The organism is Janthinobacterium sp. TND4EL3 (genome assembly GCF_900156175.1).
GTDB lineage: Bacteria > Pseudomonadota > Gammaproteobacteria > Burkholderiales > Burkholderiaceae_D > Janthinobacterium.
In genome coordinates this window covers 260,560-276,602 of record NZ_FTMV01000001.1, presented here as the reverse complement: position 1 = coordinate 276,602, position 16,043 = coordinate 260,560, and the positions used below count along the sequence as shown (strand labels likewise).

The 16,043-nt window shown below is 62.8% G+C and carries 14 protein-coding genes; 4 read left to right on the top strand and 10 right to left on the bottom strand.

The window, feature by feature from the left end; genetic code table 11:
* Positions 1-16: 16 nt before the first annotated feature.
* The 3 genes from BXA07_RS01255 to BXA07_RS01245 all read right to left on the bottom strand — a co-directional run bounded on the left by BXA07_RS01255 (position 17) and on the right by BXA07_RS01245 (position 4,784).
* Positions 17-2,086 (bottom strand): M13 family metallopeptidase, encoded by a 2,070-nt coding sequence (locus BXA07_RS01255; RefSeq protein WP_076564920.1) that lies wholly within the window; start codon positions 2,084-2,086, stop codon positions 17-19.
* A gap of 188 nt (positions 2,087-2,274) precedes the next feature.
* Positions 2,275-4,359, bottom strand: coding sequence for a M13 family metallopeptidase (locus BXA07_RS01250; RefSeq protein WP_076564918.1), 2,085 nt, complete (start codon positions 4,357-4,359; stop codon positions 2,275-2,277).
* Between the two features lie 203 nt (positions 4,360-4,562).
* Positions 4,563-4,784: a hypothetical protein gene (locus tag BXA07_RS01245; RefSeq protein WP_076564916.1), complete on the bottom strand. Its 222-nt coding sequence runs from the start codon at positions 4,782-4,784 to the stop codon at positions 4,563-4,565.
* A gap of 363 nt (positions 4,785-5,147) precedes the next feature.
* On the opposite strand from BXA07_RS01245, the gene BXA07_RS01240 reads away from it, so the two are divergent.
* From BXA07_RS01240 to ybaL, 3 genes are all read left to right on the top strand, one after another.
* On the top strand, positions 5,148-6,587 hold the full coding sequence (locus tag BXA07_RS01240) for a S41 family peptidase (RefSeq protein ID WP_076564914.1): 1,440 nt from the start codon (positions 5,148-5,150) through the stop codon (positions 6,585-6,587).
* 174 nt (positions 6,588-6,761) lie between these two features.
* Positions 6,762-7,883: a beta-ketoacyl-ACP synthase III gene (locus tag BXA07_RS01235; protein WP_076564911.1), complete on the top strand. Its 1,122-nt coding sequence runs from the start codon at positions 6,762-6,764 to the stop codon at positions 7,881-7,883.
* 210 nt (positions 7,884-8,093) lie between these two features.
* On the top strand, positions 8,094-9,806 hold the full coding sequence (ybaL, locus tag BXA07_RS01230) for a cation:proton antiporter domain-containing protein (RefSeq protein ID WP_076564909.1): 1,713 nt from the start codon (positions 8,094-8,096) through the stop codon (positions 9,804-9,806).
* Between the two features lie 67 nt (positions 9,807-9,873).
* Here the strand turns inward: ybaL and BXA07_RS01225 are convergent, their stop codons facing one another.
* The 3 genes from BXA07_RS01225 to BXA07_RS01220 all read right to left on the bottom strand — a co-directional run bounded on the left by BXA07_RS01225 (position 9,874) and on the right by BXA07_RS01220 (position 12,574).
* A complete protein-coding gene (locus tag BXA07_RS01225; RefSeq protein ID WP_348532950.1) occupies positions 9,874-10,284 on the bottom strand; it encodes an IS1595 family transposase in 411 nt (136 codons plus the stop codon).
* A complete protein-coding gene (locus BXA07_RS31205) occupies positions 10,185-10,433 on the bottom strand; it encodes a hypothetical protein (protein WP_244556170.1) in 249 nt (82 codons plus the stop codon). Before BXA07_RS31205 ends, BXA07_RS01225 begins: the two co-directional genes overlap by 100 nt.
* 95 nt (positions 10,434-10,528) lie before the next feature.
* Positions 10,529-12,574 carry an NADPH-dependent 2,4-dienoyl-CoA reductase gene (locus BXA07_RS01220; protein WP_076564907.1) on the bottom strand — a complete coding sequence of 682 codons (2,046 nt, stop codon included), beginning with the start codon at positions 12,572-12,574 and terminating at the stop codon, positions 10,529-10,531.
* Positions 12,575-12,733: 159 nt separating this feature from the next.
* On the opposite strand from BXA07_RS01220, the gene BXA07_RS01215 reads away from it, so the two are divergent.
* Positions 12,734-13,315 (top strand): SRPBCC family protein, encoded by a 582-nt coding sequence (locus tag BXA07_RS01215; RefSeq protein ID WP_244556142.1) that lies wholly within the window; start codon positions 12,734-12,736, stop codon positions 13,313-13,315.
* A gap of 1 nt (position 13,316) precedes the next feature.
* Here BXA07_RS01215 and BXA07_RS01210 read toward each other — a convergent pair whose 3' ends face one another.
* The 4 genes from BXA07_RS01210 to BXA07_RS01195 all read right to left on the bottom strand — a co-directional run bounded on the left by BXA07_RS01210 (position 13,317) and on the right by BXA07_RS01195 (position 15,891).
* Positions 13,317-13,772 (bottom strand): hypothetical protein, encoded by a 456-nt coding sequence (locus BXA07_RS01210; RefSeq protein ID WP_076564905.1) that lies wholly within the window; start codon positions 13,770-13,772, stop codon positions 13,317-13,319.
* Positions 13,773-13,816: 44 nt separating this feature from the next.
* Positions 13,817-14,257 carry a DUF2721 domain-containing protein gene (locus BXA07_RS01205; protein ID WP_076564903.1) on the bottom strand — a complete coding sequence of 147 codons (441 nt, stop codon included), beginning with the start codon at positions 14,255-14,257 and terminating at the stop codon, positions 13,817-13,819.
* A gap of 112 nt (positions 14,258-14,369) precedes the next feature.
* On the bottom strand, positions 14,370-15,326 hold the full coding sequence (gene pip, locus BXA07_RS01200) for a prolyl aminopeptidase (protein WP_076564901.1): 957 nt from the start codon (positions 15,324-15,326) through the stop codon (positions 14,370-14,372).
* A gap of 82 nt (positions 15,327-15,408) precedes the next feature.
* Positions 15,409-15,891 carry an Lrp/AsnC family transcriptional regulator gene (locus BXA07_RS01195; protein ID WP_076564899.1) on the bottom strand — a complete coding sequence of 161 codons (483 nt, stop codon included), beginning with the start codon at positions 15,889-15,891 and terminating at the stop codon, positions 15,409-15,411.
* Positions 15,892-16,043: the final 152 nt, after the last annotated feature.

Here is a 16,043-nt window from a genome sequence, read left to right as displayed (position 1 = left end):
AGGATTACTTAGCGTCTTACCACATGATGACGCGGTCTTTCGGTGGCAAATACATCTTGTCGCCTGGCTTCACGTCGAACGCTTGATAGAAACCGGGCTGGTTGCGCATGGTGCCGTTGGCGCGGAACTGGCCCGGCGAATGCGGGTCGGTCTTCAGCAACACCAGCTGCTGGGCTTCGCGCATCTTCATGCGCCAAACCTGGGCAAAGCCCGCGTAGAAGCGCTGCTCGCCCGTGAAACCGTCGATGATGGGGGCTTTCTTGCCATTGAGCGACAATTTGTACGCCTTGTAGGCAATCGCCACGCCCGAGTTGTCGGCGATGTTCTCGCCCAGGGTCAGCTCGCCGTTGACGAAGTGACCAGGAACAGGACTGAAGCTGTTGTACTGCGCCACCAGCTGCTTGGTTTTCCTGGCGAAGTTCTTGTGGTCGGCCTTGGTCCACCAGTCGCGCAGGTTGCCGTCGCCGTCGTACTGGGCGCCCTGGTCGTCGAAGCCGTGGCTGATTTCATGGCCGATCACGCCGCCGATGGCGCCGTAGTTGACGGCGTCGTCCGCCTTGGCGTCAAAGAACGGCGCCTGCAAAATGGCGGCCGGGAAGACGATTTCGTTCAGTTCCGGGTTGTAATAGGCGTTCACGGTCTGCGGCGTCATGCCCCACTCGTCGCGGTCGATAGGCTGGCCCAGCTTGTTCAATTCGCGGTTGTAGTTGAGCAGGTGCGAACGCTGGATGTTGCCGATCAAATCATCGGGCGCCACCGTCAGGCCCGAGTAATCGCGCCATTTGTTCGGATAGCCGATCTTGGTGGTGAACTTGGCCAGCTTGATTTGCGCCTGTTTCTTGGTGACGGGGCTCATCCAGTCGAGCTTGTCGATGCTTTGCTTGTAGGCCGTCATCAGGTTTTTCACCAGCGCTTCCATGCGCACCTTGCGCTCGGCCGGGAAATATTGCTCCACGTACAGCTGGCCCACGGCCTCGCCCAGCGCGCCTTCGACGGCGCCCACGCCGCGTTTCCAGCGCGGACGCATTTCCGTCACGCCCGTCAGGGTGGTGCCGTAAAACGCGAAGTTTTCATCGACATAGGCTTTCGGCAGGTAGCCGGCGTTGGCGTGCAGCAAGTGCCACTGGAAATAGGCTTTCCACGTTTCCAGCGGCGTCTTGTTGGCGATCTCGGCAAAACCTTTCAGGTAGCTGGGCTGGCTGACGATCACATAATCGACCTTGCCGGCGATGCCCGTGTCCTTCAGGTAGCGGGCCCAGTCGTAGCCTGGCGCCACGGCGGCCAGTTTCGCCAGTTCCACCTTGTTGTAGGTCTTGACCGGATCGCGGTTCTGCACATTGCTCCATTGCGCCTTGGCCAGCTCCGTTTCCAGCGCCACGATGGCTTTCGCATTCGCGGCCGCGTTCGCATCGCCGGCCAGGCTCAGCATTTTTTCCACGTGGGCCAGGTATTTCGCGCGCGTATCGGCCTTGCCCGCTTCCAGGTAGTAGTCGCGGTCAGGCAAGCCCAGGCCGCTTTGCACGATGTCGGCCACGTATTTGGTGGAATCCTTGGCGTCCTGGTGGATGCCGAAATCGTAGGGCGAGGTCACGCCCAGCTTGCTGAAGTGGGCGATGACGGCAGGCAACTCGGCCTTGTCCTGCAGCGCGGCGATCTTCGCCAGTTCCGCGTTCAAGGGCGTCAGGCCCAGGCTTTCCAGCTTGGCTTCATCCATGAAGCTGTTATAGAAATCACCGATTTTCTGGGCATTCGAACCGGCCGCACGGGCCTTGTCGGCGGCCGCGCCCTCGACGATGCCGCGCAGCTGCGTTTGGGTGTCGTCGGCCAGCTTGGCAAAGCTGCCCCAGCTCGACTTGTCGGCAGGAATCACGGTTTCCGCCAGCCATTTGCCATTCAGGTGCTGGAACAGGTCGTCCTGCGCGCGCACGGCAGGGTCCACGTACTCGACGGCGATGCCGGAGGTGAGCGCGGCGGCCGCGACGGCGGTGGCGGGAGCGGCTTTCTTGGCGCTATCAGCGGCGCCAGCCATGCCGGACACGCCGGCCAGCAAACTCAGGGTCAATGCACTTAACAAATAACGATTCACGGTTGTCCTCTATATTGTATTGTGTGAAATATAAGGGTCAGAAGGCCCAGGGCTTCTGGCCCGGTTTTTGACTGTAGCATACCGGCCGAAATGACAGAAAAAACTTTGTCATGAATGCAAAAAAGACCACGCGAGGTGGTCTCTCTTGTTGCTACAGTAATACGTTTTCCGCGATGAAGCGCAGCCGCTTACCAGATGATCACGCGGTTTTCCGGGGCAACATACATCTTGTCGCCCGGTTTCACGCCAAACGCTTCATAGAAGCCAGGCTGGTTGACCATGGTGCCGTTGGCGCGGTACTGGCCCGGCGAATGCGGGTCGGTCTTGATCTGCACGATCTGCTGTGCTTCGCGCATCTTGCTGCGCCACACCTGGCCAAAGCCCATGTAGAAGCGCTGGTCGCCCGTCAGGCCATCGAGCACGGGCGCCGGCTTGCCGCCCAGCGAGATCTTGTACGCTTTATAGGCGATCGCCACGCCCGAGTTGTCGGCGATGTTCTCGCCCAGGGTCAGCGCGCCATTGACGTGGTAGCCAGGCAATGGGCTGTAACCGTCGTATTGCTTGGTCAGCGCATCGGCCTTGGCGGCGAAGTTCTTGCGGTCGGCCGGCGTCCACCAGTCGCGCAGGTTGCCGTCGCCATCGGACTGGCTGCCCTTGTCGTCGAAGCCGTGGCTGATTTCATGGCCGATGACGGCGCCGATGGCGCCATAGTTGACGGCATCGTCCGCGTTGGCGTCAAAGAACGGCGGCTGCAGGATGGAGGCCGGGAAGACGATTTCATTCATCGTCGAGCTGTAATAGGCGTTCACCGTCTGCGGCGTCATGCCCCACTCTTCGCGGTCGATCGGCTTACCCAGCTTGGCCACCTGGCGCGCGGAACCGAAATTGGCGGCGCGCATCATGTTGCCCACCAGGTCGCCCTGGACGATCTGCAGCTTCGAGTAATCGCGCCATTTGTTCGGATACGCGATCTTCGGCGTGAACTTGGCCAGCTTGGCTTGGGCTTCCTTCTTGGTTTCCGGGCTCATCCAGTCCAGGGTGTCGATGCTGTCCTTGTAGGCGGCCAGCACGTTTTTCACCAGTTCCTGCATGTGCGCCTTGCGTTCTGCCGGGAAATATTGCGCCACGTACAGTTTACCGACGGCTTCGCCCAGCACGCCTTCGACGGCGCCCACGCCACGCTTCCAGCGCGGCTGGTTTTCCGTCACGCCGCTCAGTACCGTGCCGTAGAAGGCAAAGCTCTCGTCGACGAAGTTTTTCGACAGGTAGCTGGCATAGCTGCGCAGCAACTGCCATTCGAAGTACGCTTTCAGGGTATCCAGGTCGCTTGACGCCAGCACCTTGTTGTAGCCGGCCAGGTAGCTCGGCTGGTTGACGATGACGTAATCGACCTTGTTGGCGATGCCCAGCGCGGCCAGGCCGGATTTCAGGTCGTAGCCCGGGGTCATGTCGTTCAGTTTATTGATGTCGGTCTTGTTGTAGCGTTTGACGGGGTCGCGGTTCTCGACCTTGGTCCATTGCACTTCGGCCAGGGCCGTTTCCAGGGCAACGACGGCCTTGGCGCGGGCGGCGGCGTTCTTGTCGCCGGCCATGGACAGCATCTTTTCCACGTGCGCCTGGTATTTTTCCTTGACGCCAGCCTGCTTGGCTTCCAGGTAGTAGTCGCGGTCCGGCATGCCCAGGCCGCTCTGGCTCACGTAAGCCGCATATTTCGTCGAGGCGCGCGCATCCTGGCCCACGTAGACGGCATATGGTGTCGACACGCCCGTCTGGCTCAGGTGGGCGATCAGGGCCGGCACGCCCTTCTTGTCGCGCAGCGAGCGGATGCGGTTCAGTTCGCCGGCCAGCGGCTTCGTGCCCAGCGCTTCGAGCTTGGCTTCATCCATGTAGCTGGCGTACAGGTCGCCGATTTTCTGCGCTTCGGAACCCGCCTTCTTGTTCTTGTCCTGTTGCGTCGATTCAATGATGCCGCGCAATTGCGGCGTCGTGTCGTCGCGCAGCTTGGCAAACGAACCCCAGCTCGACTTGTCGGCGGGAATCTCGGCCGTGGCCAGCCATTTGCCGTTCAAATGGGTAAAGAAATCGTCCTGCACGCGCACGGCGGGGTCGATGTACTGCACGTCGATGCCGGAGACGACGCCGGCGGCGGCAGGTGCGGCGCCGGGCGCCACGGTCGGCGCGGCAACGGTGGATGCGGCGGAGACGGGTTCAGCGGCATGGGCAAACGCAGCCAACAGGGTCAGGGTCAGGCTGCTTAAGAGATATCGGTTCACGGATTGTCCTTATGGGGCATGTCAAAGAGATCGGGCGGATAGCCCGCCGCGCCAGGCGCTGCAGGAATGTAGCACGTCGCCGCACCCTTTGGCCATCCTTGCCCCGGGATGGCCCCGGAAGCGCCAGCCGGTCCGGCCAGGCTCAAGGTAGGTTCATTGTCCAGCGGCACGCATGGCGCGGGCTGGAAAAGCGCATGGAGCGCTTATCCATACATAGAGAGCAGGTCGTCGATCAGCGCCAGCTCCTGTTGCGTGAACGGCACGTGCCCGCACCGCCCTATATCTTCGAGCACGCCCCTGATCGGCACTTGCCGTGACGGATCCTGCACGATGTCGATCAGCAGGCCGGCATCAGGATCCCGCCCCCGCAGATACTTTTCAATCAGCGCTGTGAGCGCGGCACGTGCCTGCAAATCAGTTAACATTTTTTATCCGCTGCCAAGGAAGAAGCGCCAGTCTAAATGAGCTTGAACCCGCAGATAAAAAAAAGCCTGCGTCCGCAGACGCAGGCAAAACCACTTCGGGTCGAGAATGCAAATTCACTATAGGCCCGCCGCACACGCTTTTTTTCGACTCTTACAAATGCTTACTCCCCTCAAGAGTAACTATACATCGCATACAAAACCGCAACATATGGCAAGCTGAAAGCCCCGTATTCACACGTAGACTGGGTCCAGCTACGCTTTTTCCATGGCCGGCCCACACTGGCAGAGATTCAGGTCTATACTTTCAGGAAAGCGCCGCTCCAAGGGGACTGGCGCTTGTGCATGACATTCACAGGTGGAACTATGGGCAAACTCAAAAATACCGGCTTGATCGGCCTGGGCGTGGTGGCCGGCGTCGCCGTCTCGCTGCAATTTTCGGCGATGGCGCAAAAAACCGTCGAACCGCCCCTGCCCCTGGAAGAGTTGCGACAGCTGGCCGACGTGTTTGGCCTGATCAAGTCCGATTACGTCGAGCCCGTCGAAGACAAGAAGCTGCTGGAAGAAGCCATTGCCGGCATGGTCGCCTCGCTCGACCCCCATTCCGCCTACCTGGACAAGAAAGCCTACGCGGAACTACGCGAAGGCTCCGAGGGTAAGTTCGTCGGCCTGGGCATCGAAATCGGCCTCAGCGAAGACGGCTACATCAGGATCGTCTCGCCCATCGAGGACTCGCCCGCCTACCGCGCCGGCATCAAGGCCGGCGATTTGATCACCCGCCTCGATGGCCAGCCCGTCAAGGGCGTGAGCCTGGACGACAGCGTCAAGCGCATGCGGGGCGAACCGGGCACCAAGGTATCGCTGACCATCGCCCGCAAGGATGAACCGCAGCCGCTGGCGTTCACCATCACGCGCGAGGAAATCCACCAGAAGAGCGTGAAGGCGAAGATGGTCGAGCCGGGCTACGCCTGGCTGCGCGTGTCGCAATTCCAGGAACCGACCGTCGACGACATGGCGGCGCAGATCACGGCGCTCTACAAGCAAGACCCCCACCTGAAGGGCATGGTGCTGGACTTGCGCAACGACCCGGGCGGCGTGCTGCAGGGCGCCATCGGCGTCTCGGCCGCCTTCCTGCCGAAGGACGCGGCCATCGTTTCGACGAATGGCCAGTTGCCGGATTCGAAACAGGTGTTTTATGGCAGCGCCGAATACTATACCTTCCGTTCGGAAGGCGACGCCCTGGCGAAACTGCCAGCCGCCATCAAAAAGGTGCCGCTGGTGGTGCTCGTCAACACGGGGTCGGCCTCGGCGTCCGAAATTGTCGCCGGCGCCCTGCAGGACTACAAGCGCGCCACCATCATCGGCACGCAGACCTTCGGCAAGGGTTCCGTGCAAACCATCCGCCAGCTGACGGCCGACACGGCCGTCAAGCTGACGACGGCCCGCTACTACACGCCGAACGGCCGCTCGATCCAGGCCAAGGGCATCGTGCCCGACCTGCTCGTCGATGAAAATGCGGACGGCGACGGCCTGAACGGCTTGCGCATCCGCGAAGCGGACCTGACCAAGCACCTGAGCAACGACCGCGACAAGGAAAGCGCCAAGGCCGCGCCCGTCAACGACGAAATGGAAGAGCAATTGCGCATCATCGCCCTGGAAAAGACCCGCAAGCCGCTGGAATTTGGCAGCAAGGACGATTTTCAATTGCACCAGGCACTGAACCACCTGAAAGGTTTACCGGTGCAGCTGGCCAAGGCCGAACCGGTGGTGGTGCAGGCCGACGTCAAGAAAGAACAGCAGAAGTAAGCCGTACCAAGGGGGGGCGCCATGCCCCCCGTCGCCCTTCCACGCGACAAAAATCAATCTTCCGCCACACTTCCCCCTCCCCGCCGCACGAAACTCTCTACAGTCGAGCCCGTTTGTGTAAAATTTGCTTCACTTATCGGCGCCGCGCCGATTGCCAAATTTGAAAGTTTAACCATGAAACAAGTCGTCATCAGCGGTACCGGACTGTACACGCCGCCATTTTCGATCTCCAACGAGGAGCTGGTCACCTGCTTCAATGCCTACGCAGAAAAGTTCAATGCCGACAACGCCGACGCGATCGCCGCGGGCACGGTGACGGCGCTGGAACTGTCGAGCGTGGCCTTCATCGAAAAGGCGTCCGGCATCAAGTCGCGCTTCGTGATGGAAAAGGAAGGCATCCTCGACCCGGCGCGCATGGTCTCGCGCATCGCGGAGCGGGGCGATGACGAACTGTCGCTGCAGGCGGAAATGGCCGTGGCCGCCGCCAAAGACGCGCTGGCGCGGGCCGGCCGCGCGCCGGCCGATATCGACATGGTACTGGTGGCGTGCAGCAACATGCAGCGCGCCTACCCTGCCATGGCCGTGGAAGTGCAGGATGCGCTCGGCATCGATGGTTATGGTTTTGACATGAACGTGGCATGTTCGTCGGCCACCTTCGGCATCCAGCAAGCCGTGGCCGCCGTGCAAAGCGGCCAGGCGCGCGCCGTGCTGGTCCTTAATCCCGAAATCACCAGCGGCCACCTGAACTGGCGCGACCGCGACAGCCATTTCATTTTCGGCGACGCCTGCACGGCCATCATCGTCGAGGCGAAAGACACGGCCGTCTCTACGCACCAGTTCGAGATCATCGGCACGGAACTCAAAACGCGCTTCTCTAACGCCATCCGCAACAATTTCGGCTTCCTCAACCGGTTCGACGAGTCCGGCGTGGGCAAGGCCGACAAATTGTTCCGCCAGCAAGGCCGCAAGGTCTTCAAGGAAGTGTGCCCGATGGCGGCCGAGATGATCAAGGCAACGCTGGCCAAGGCCGGCGTGGAAGTGGCGCAAGTCTCCCGCTACTGGCTGCACCAGGCTAACCTGAACATGAACTTGCTGATCGCGCGCCTGATTCTGGGCCGCGACGCGCAGGCCAACGAAGCGCCCGTGATCCTCGACACCTACGCCAACACCTCGTCGGCCGGTTCGATTATTGCTTTCCATAAATATCAAGATGATATGGCCGCCGGCAGCACCGGCGTCATCTGCTCGTTCGGCGCCGGCTATTCCATCGGCTGCGTGGTCGTGCGCAAGGTGTAGGCGCCTGGGGGGCGAAGCGCCTGATTGCTTGAATTGGGCGCTGTTCGCGGTGGATAGGCGGGCGTTCGCAGCCGGCTGGACGAAGATATAGCACGGATTTTTTGCAATAAAGCCGCAGGAAATTTTCCGGCACGGCCTTTGATGCGTTTATACTTGGTCGCTGAGCAACATCTTTTTCATCCGCACGTCGCCATAAGGAACCCCACACGCATGCCCCATGACATCAGCCTGATCACCACCATCGCCGCCGCCCTCGGGTTCGGCCTCATCTTCGGCTTCATCGCCGCGCGCCTGAAACTGCCGGCCCTAGTCGGCTATCTGGCCGCCGGCATCATCATCGGACCGGCTACGCCCGGTTTTGTGGCAGATGCGGAAATAGCGGGACAATTGGCGGAAATCGGGGTGATGCTGATGATGTTCGGTGTCGGCCTGCACTTTTCCATCGAAGATTTATGGGATGTGCGCAAGATCGCGCTACCCGGCGCCATCCTGCAGATCGCCGTCGCCACGGCGATGGGCATGGGCCTGGCCCACTGGTGGGGCTGGAGCCTCGGTGGCGGACTGGTCTTTGGCCTGGCCCTGTCCGTGGCCAGTACCGTGGTGCTGCTGCGCGCGCTGGAAGAACGGGGCATCCTCGATTCGCTCAATGGCCGCATTGCCGTCGGCTGGCTGGTGGTGGAAGACCTCGTCACCGTATTGGTGCTCGTACTGCTGCCGGCGTTCGCCAGCGTGCTGGGAGGCAAAGTCGCGCCGGGCGCCGAGGCGGCCAGCCTGTGGCAAACCCTGGCCATTACCCTGGGGCAAGTCGCCGGTTTCATCATCTTCATGCTGGTGGTGGGCCGCAAGCTGTTCCCGTGGATCTTGTGGCAGGTGGCGCGCACCGGTTCGCGCGAACTGTTTACCTTGTGCGTGATCGCCGCCGCCGTCGGCATCGCCTACGCTTCGACCAAGCTGTTCGGCGTGTCGTTCGCGCTGGGCGCCTTCTTCGCCGGCATGGTGCTGCGCGAATCCGAACTGAGCCATCGCGCCGCGGAAGAGTCCTTGCCCCTGCGCGACGCGTTCGCCGTGCTGTTCTTCGTGTCCGTCGGCATGCTGTTCGAGCCGACCATCCTCATCGACAAGCCGCTGCAAGTGCTGGCCGTGTGCGCCATCATTATCTTCGGCAAGTCGATCGCCGCCTTCCTGCTCGTGATGGCCCTGCGCTATCCGCCGAAAACGGCCATCATCGTCTCGGCCAGCCTGGCGCAGATCGGCGAATTCTCGTTCATCCTGGCCGCCCTGGGCCTGTCCCTGGGCCTGATGCCGCAGGAAGGCCAAAGCCTGATCCTGGCCGGCGCCATCCTGTCGATTGCCCTCAACCCGCTCGTGTTCAGCATGGCCAAGCCGCTGCTGCGCGTAATCGGCAACAGCGATTTCGCGCGCAAGTTCGAACGCACGACGGACCCGCTGGCCGAGCTGCCGATGACGGTGCCGCAGGAAAAGCTGTCCGGCCAGATCGTGCTGGTCGGCTATGGCCGCGTGGGCCGGCGCATCGCCGCCGCCCTGATGGAACGGGGCATCCACTTTGTCGTGGCCGAGGAAAACCGCGAAATCGTCGACCAGCTGCGCAAGCAGGGCATTCCGGCCGTGGCCGGCAATGCGGGCGAACCGGCCGTGCTGATCCAGGCGCACATCACGCACGCCACCATGCTCGTCATCGCCACGCCGGACACCTTCCACGTGCGCGCCATGATCGAAACGGCGCGCGCGCTGAACCCGAACATCATGACGGTGGTGCGCACGCACAGCGAGGAAGAGGCGGAATTGCTGCGCGCGGAAAACGCGGGCAAGGTGTTCATCGGCGAACACGAACTGGCGAACGGCATGGCCGAACACGTGCTGCAGAGTTTTGATGCGGCGAAGAAGGGGCATGGCGGGCATTAATCCAGCGTCAGCGCCCTTTCCGTACAACAAGCCTGCCCGCTACCCAGCCGGCAGGCTTTCTTTTTGGCTATGTCACCGTCAAGTGTGGGAACTCTCCCAGTGTTGCCTTCAATAATGTTTCCGGAGAGCGGATACGCCCGGCGTCCAGTATCCAGCGCCACCCCAGGTAATTCGGCAGATAACGGCTGGCCACGCCATGGAAGATGCGCAGCCATTCCCGCAAGCGGCTGTGATACGCGTTGACGTTCTGCACGTGGGCGGCGCCCTGCACGCGGATGCCGGCACGCAGGTTGACGGCCCGGTGGCTGATGCCCGCTGCACGGGCGAAGGCGCGATAGGCGGCGTGGCCGTCGGTGACCAGCAAGACGTCCTTGTCGATCACGGGTGGCAGGCATGCAGTTGCACCTTGGTCAGCGCCCCTTTTCCCGTGACGAAGCATGACCGTGCCGGTGCATGGCTGCTGTTGCAGGCGGGACAGTGTAGCCGCTGCCGGGCCACGCTTTCGACCAGTGCCACGGCGGCGTTCTGCGATCCTGCCCCGCGCAGCAGTGTGGCGCTCGCCAGACGCTGGTGACGGCTCAGTGCGGCGAACTGGGCGATGAAGGTTTTCCATTCGGCTGGCTGCATGGCAGGCTCCCGTTTGTCCGATATGTACAGTCAGACAGCCGGGGCTGGGGAAAATTCCTGGCGTTCCCCTACTTACCGGGGACAGAGCCTTCTTTTTACAGGCTGGCAGCCAGCTCCGCCCCTTCGCGTATCGCCCGCTTGGCGTCGAGCTCCGCCGCCAGCGCGGCGCCGCCGATTTTATGGAAGCGGGGGCCGCCCGCCTGCAGGGGCTTGCCATCCTTGCCGACTGGCGGCATGAGTTCCGTCAGGCTGTCCTGGCCCGCGCAGATGACCACGTTATCGACGGCCAGCAAACGCTGTTCGCCGCCCACGGTGATGTGCAAGCCCTGCCCGTCGATCTTGTCGTAGGTGACGCCGGCCAACATGGCCACGCCGTTGCGCGCCAGCGCCGCGCGGTGCACCCATCCCGAGGTCTTGCCCAGGCCCGCGCCCACCTTCGACGTCTTGCGCTGCAACAGGAAGATTTGCCGCACCGGGGTGGACGCGACGGGCGGCACCAGGCCGCCGCCGCTGGCCGCATCCAGGTCCACGCCCCACTCGCCCGCCCAGGTGGCCACGGGCAGGGGCAGCGGATGGGCCGGATCGTGCAGCAGATACTCGCCCACGTCGAAGCCGATGCCGCCCGCGCCGATGATGGCCACGCGCGCCCCCACGGGCTTCTTGCTTTGCAGCACGTCCAGGTAGGACAGCACTTTCGGGTGGTCGATGCCGGGAATGGCCGGCAGGCGCACCTTGATGCCGGTGGCGATGATGACGTCGTCATAGCCGCCGGCCAGCAACTGCTCGCGCGTGACGCGCTGACCCAGGCGCAGCTTGATATTCGACAAGGCGATGCGGCGGGCAAAATAGCGGATGGTTTCCGTGAATTCCTCCTTGCCCGGTATCTGCATGGCCACCTTGAACTGGCCCCCCACGCTGTCGCTGCTGTCGAACAGGGTCACCTCGTGCCCGCATTCGGCGGCCACGGTGGCGGCCGACAGGCCGGCAGGCCCGGCGCCGACGACGGCCACCCGGCGCGGCACGGCCTTTTTCGCGTAGACCAGTTCCGTTTCATGGCAGGCGCGCGGGTTGACCAGGCAGCTGGCGCGCTTGTTGGCAAAGGTGTGGTCGAGGCAGGCCTGGTTGCAGCCGATGCAGGTGTTGATTTCGTCGGCGCGGCCCGCGGCCGCCTTGGCGACAAAGTCAGGGTCGGCCAGGAAGGGGCGCGCCATCGACACCAGGTCGCAGTCGCCCCGCTCGAGGATGGCATTCGCCTCGTTCGGCATGTTGATGCGGTTCGACGCCACCACGGGAATGGTCACTTCGCGGCGCAGCCGGCCCGCCACGCTCGCAAAGGCGGCGCGCGGCACCGAAGTGACGATGGTGGGGACTCTTGCTTCATGCCAGCCGAAGCCCGTATTGAGAATGGTCACGCCGGCCTGCTCAAGCGCCCTGGCCACCGTCACCACGTCGTCCCAGGTATTGCCGCCCTCGACCAGGTCGAGCAGCGAATGGCGGTACATGATGATGAAATTGGGGCCGACGGCGGCGCGGATGCGGCGCACGATCTCCACGGGCAGGCGCATGCGGTTCTCGATCGTGCCGCCCCAACGGTCCTGGCGCAGATTCGTGCGCGCGCACAGGAACTGGTTCAGCAGATAGCCCTCGCTGCCCATCACTTCGATGCCGTCATAGCCGGCCTTTTGCGCCAGGCGCGCGCAGCGCACATAGTCGCAGATGGTGCGCTCTATGCCCCGTTCCGTCAGGGGACGGGGGCGGAACGGCGAGATCGGCGATTTCTTGGCCGACGCCGAGACGACGAAGGGCTGGTAGCCGTAGCGGCCCGCATGCAGGATCTGCATGACGATCTTGCCGCCCTCCTCGTGCACGGCGCGCGTCACCTTGCGGTGATTGGGCACGTCGCCGAGGAAATTGAGGGTGCCGCCGAACGGCAGCAGCCAGCCCTGGCGGTTCGGCGAAATGCCGCCCGTGACGATCAGCCCCACGCCGCCCCGTGCCCGCTCGCGGTAAAAGGCGGCCAGCTTGCCATAATGATAAAACCGGTCTTCCAGGCCCGTATGCATGGACCCCATGATGACTCTGTTGCGCAAGGTGGTAAAACCCAGGTCGAGCGGGGCCAGCAAGTGGGGATAGGCAGTCATGGTGATCGGTCCGGTAAGGTGGTTGCAGGCCGTAAGGTAACAAGCATTGACGAACACCGCAGCGACTTTCTCTAGACCGGGAGTTCTAAATCGCCTGGCGCGCCCGCCGGCGATGCGTACAGCTTGTGCCGGGCGGTACTTTCCCGTAGGCTAGGTGACATGAAGCGACTCTTCCTCTGCCTGCTGATGCTGTGCGCCGTCCCCGCTGCCGCGCTGGCGCAGGCGCCACGCCTGGACAAGCTGAAGGTCGAGGTCAAGCGCATCGAGGTCGACGGGCAGCGCATGTATGAAGTCGATGCCAGCGGCAGCGTGCAGGCACCGCCGGCCTCCGTGTGGAAGACCCTGACCACCTACGAGCGCATGAGCGAATTCGTGCCCGACCTCAGTTCCTGCCGCGTGCTGTCGCGCAACGGCAATGAAGTCATCATCGAGCAGCAGGGCGTGGCCCGCTTCCTGTTCATGAACCACGGCATCCACCTGGTGGTGCGGGCCACGGAAACGCCGTTCACGGCCATCGACATCGCCCTCATTTCGGGCGACATGCGGCACTACGAATCGCGCTGGAATCTGTATCCGGTGCCCGAGACGGGCGGCACGCGCATCGTCTTTTCCAGCCGGCTGATGCCGGGCTTCTATGTGCCCGGCATGCTGGGCACGACCATGATACGCGGCGATATCGAGCGCATGATGGCGGCCGTGCTGGCCCGTATCGACAGCCAGCACGCGGAAAAGGCAGGTTAAATCACGCCAGATAGGTGTCGCGGTCGCGGATTTCCGCGAAGTTTTCCAGGCTGCCCAGCTTTACCGTGACGGGATTGAGGCTGGCCTGCGGCTGCATCGAGCGCCAGGCGAACAGCCATTCCTGTTCAACCGCTTCGGCGCGCGTCTTGGTGAAGGCGGCGCCCAGGGCGGCGCGCTGGCCGTATTCGACGATGCCGTCGATGCCGGCCCAGCTGGGCAAGGTGCGCTGCACGGCGCGGTGCAGGCGTTCGCCGAATTCTTCCGTATTGTGGATGATCAAACAGGCATCGGCCGGGGCGAACACATCGAACAGTTTCTTGTCCCACACCTGCGAAAAGCTCAGGGTCAGACAATTGCCCGCCGGCGTCAGGCGGAACTGGCCCAGGCTCAGCGCCAGTTCGAGTTCGCTGCGCTGGCCGTAGCGGTGCAGGGTGGGGGGGCGTTTGTAATCGTGCATACGGGACTCGTTCTTCAATAGTAGGGTAAAACCGGCGCGGCCGCTTAACGGGGCGGACGGATATGGCGCCGGATGCGCTGGGCCCTGGCGGCCAGGTAAATTTCGCGCAGTAAATAAATAAAACAGCCGATCAGGCAAACCACGGCCAGCACGAAGAAGGCAGCGATGTATTTGTCCAGGGTCAGGTTCAGAATATCGCCCAAAAACAGCATGGCGATGATGACGCAGACGAAGAAACCGCACGCCGTGCTGAGCGAAATCGAGTAATTGATCAGATGGGTGCGCTGATACAAGGTATCTAGCTCATCCATATAGAAATCGTTGTAGCCGATGTCGAGCCGGTCTTCCAGCACGCGCGTGCGGTCGATGATGCGGCCCAGGCGGTTGGTCAGCACCACCAGCATGGTGCCGATGCCGGTCAGCAGGAAAACCGGCGCGATGGCCAGCTGGATGATATGGCCGATGTCGCCGATCTGTATGTTCATGGATAAAAAGTCGTGGGTTCACACCGGCGCCCGACCGTGGCGCCAGCACAGGCCATAGTGTAGCAGGTGGCGCCCGCCCGGCGGGCGCTTTGCCGCCGGGTGCGTTGCGGCTTCATGCGAAGCCGCGCCCCGGCACGAAACGCCCGGTGGCGCGCACCAGGGCCGAGGCGATGCCGTGTTCCAGGGCGCCATGGCCCGCATCGGGAATCATGTCCAGCTGGGAACCCGGCCAGGCCTGGTGCAGGCGGTAGGCCGACAGCGGCGGGCAGATGGCGTCGTAGCGCCCTTGCACGATGACGGCCGGCAAGTGCGCAATGCGGCCCATGTTGCGGATCAGCTGGTCTTCCTCGAAGAAACCCAGGTTGGCCATGTAATGCGATTCGAGCCGGCCCACGCCCAGGTCCAGCGCATCGTTCGGCGCATCTTCCGCTTGCGGCAGCAGGTAGACGCGGCGGCCCTCGAAGCGGCTCCAGGCGCGCGCGGCCGGCCAGTACACGTCCGGGTCGCTGCTGAGGATGCGTTTCACGTAGGCCGCCAGCAGGTCGCCCCGCTCCTCGGGAGGGATAGGTGCGGCAAATTCCTCGTACAGGTCAGGATAAAACCAGCGCACGCCGTCGATGAACCAGTCGATTTCCGCCTGCGTGCACAGGAAAATGCCGCGCAGCACGAAACCGAGGCAGGCTTGCGGATGCGCCTGGCCATACGCCAGCGCCAGGGTCGAGCCCCAGGAACCGCCGAACACCAGCCACTGGGCGATGCCGAACCGGGCACGCAGCATTTCGATGTCGTCGATCAGCAACTGCGTCGTGTTGTTGCGCCATTCGCCCAGCGGCGTGGACTTGCCGGCGCCGCGCTGGTCGAACAGGATCACGCGGTAGCGCTGCGGATCGAAAAAGCGGCGGTGCTGCGGCGACAGGCCCGCGCCGGGGCCGCCATGCAGGAACAGCACGGGGATGCCGTCGGGGTTGCCGCACTCTTCCCAATAAATGGTGTGGATGTCATCGACGGCCAGCATGCCGTGCCGGTTCGGCGACAGGACGGGAAACAGGGGAGTCAGGGAATCGGGCATGGCGGGCGGTCCTTGGAATGGCGGTCTGGCTGCCAGGCACGATTGCTGGCAATTGCTCCAATTATAGTGCGGCCCCCACGGCTCAGGCCAGCAGCAAGGGCAGGCGGTTCGACGACTTGATTTCGCGCATGGACAGGCTGGACTGGATTTCCGCCACGCCTGGCAGGCGGCGCAGCACGGTCGAGACGAATTCGCCGTACGCTTCCAGGTCGCGCGCCACCACTTGCAGGAAATAATCGGCTTCGCCCGCCACATTGTGACAGGACAAGATCTCGGGTATCGTCGCGATGGCTTGCTCGAACTGCGACGGCTGCTCGCCGCCATGGTTGGCAAACACCACGCGCACGAAGGCCACCAGGCCGATGCCCAGCTTCTTGCGGTTGAGCAAAGCCTGGTAGCCGGTAATGAAACCCTCGTCTTCCAGGCGGCGCAGGCGGCGCCAGACGGGCGTTTCGCTCAGCTTCAAGCGCTCGGCCAGGCGCGCGTTGGACAGCCGTCCTTCATCCTGCAGCAGGCGCAGAATCTGCAAATCGGTGGCGTCGAGGCTAACTTCTGAAATTTTCATCTAGATATTGTCGCTACAGGAGTGGAATCTACCCAAATACTAGGGCATGGAGGGCAGGAAAAGCAAGCACATTTCATCACGGCAAGAAGATAATGGAGTCCGGCGAGCAGGCGGCAAGCTGCCGTTGCTCCCGCCCTTATTTTTGCCTGTGA

What these genes read in the sequence shown, in the direction of transcription:
- BXA07_RS31205 (WP_244556170.1), bottom strand. Translation starts at nt 10,433, where the DNA reads ATGCAGCCAGCCGAATGGAAAACCTTCATCGCCCAGTTCGCCGCACTG.
- BXA07_RS01235 (WP_076564911.1), top strand. Translation starts at nt 6,762, where the DNA reads ATGAAACAAGTCGTCATCAGCGGTACCGGACTGTACACGCCGCCATTT.
- BXA07_RS01205 (WP_076564903.1), bottom strand. Translation starts at nt 14,257, where the DNA reads ATGAACATACAGATCGGCGACATCGGCCATATCATCCAGCTGGCCATC.
- BXA07_RS01215 (WP_244556142.1), top strand. Translation starts at nt 12,734, where the DNA reads ATGAAGCGACTCTTCCTCTGCCTGCTGATGCTGTGCGCCGTCCCCGCT.
- ybaL (WP_076564909.1), top strand. Translation starts at nt 8,094, where the DNA reads ATGCCCCATGACATCAGCCTGATCACCACCATCGCCGCCGCCCTCGGG.
- BXA07_RS01210 (WP_076564905.1), bottom strand. Translation starts at nt 13,772, where the DNA reads ATGCACGATTACAAACGCCCCCCCACCCTGCACCGCTACGGCCAGCGC.
- pip (WP_076564901.1), bottom strand. Translation starts at nt 15,326, where the DNA reads ATGCCCGATTCCCTGACTCCCCTGTTTCCCGTCCTGTCGCCGAACCGG.
- BXA07_RS01240 (WP_076564914.1), top strand. Translation starts at nt 5,148, where the DNA reads ATGGGCAAACTCAAAAATACCGGCTTGATCGGCCTGGGCGTGGTGGCC.
- BXA07_RS01195 (WP_076564899.1), bottom strand. Translation starts at nt 15,891, where the DNA reads ATGAAAATTTCAGAAGTTAGCCTCGACGCCACCGATTTGCAGATTCTG.
- BXA07_RS01245 (WP_076564916.1), bottom strand. Translation starts at nt 4,784, where the DNA reads ATGTTAACTGATTTGCAGGCACGTGCCGCGCTCACAGCGCTGATTGAA.
- BXA07_RS01220 (WP_076564907.1), bottom strand. Translation starts at nt 12,574, where the DNA reads ATGACTGCCTATCCCCACTTGCTGGCCCCGCTCGACCTGGGTTTTACC.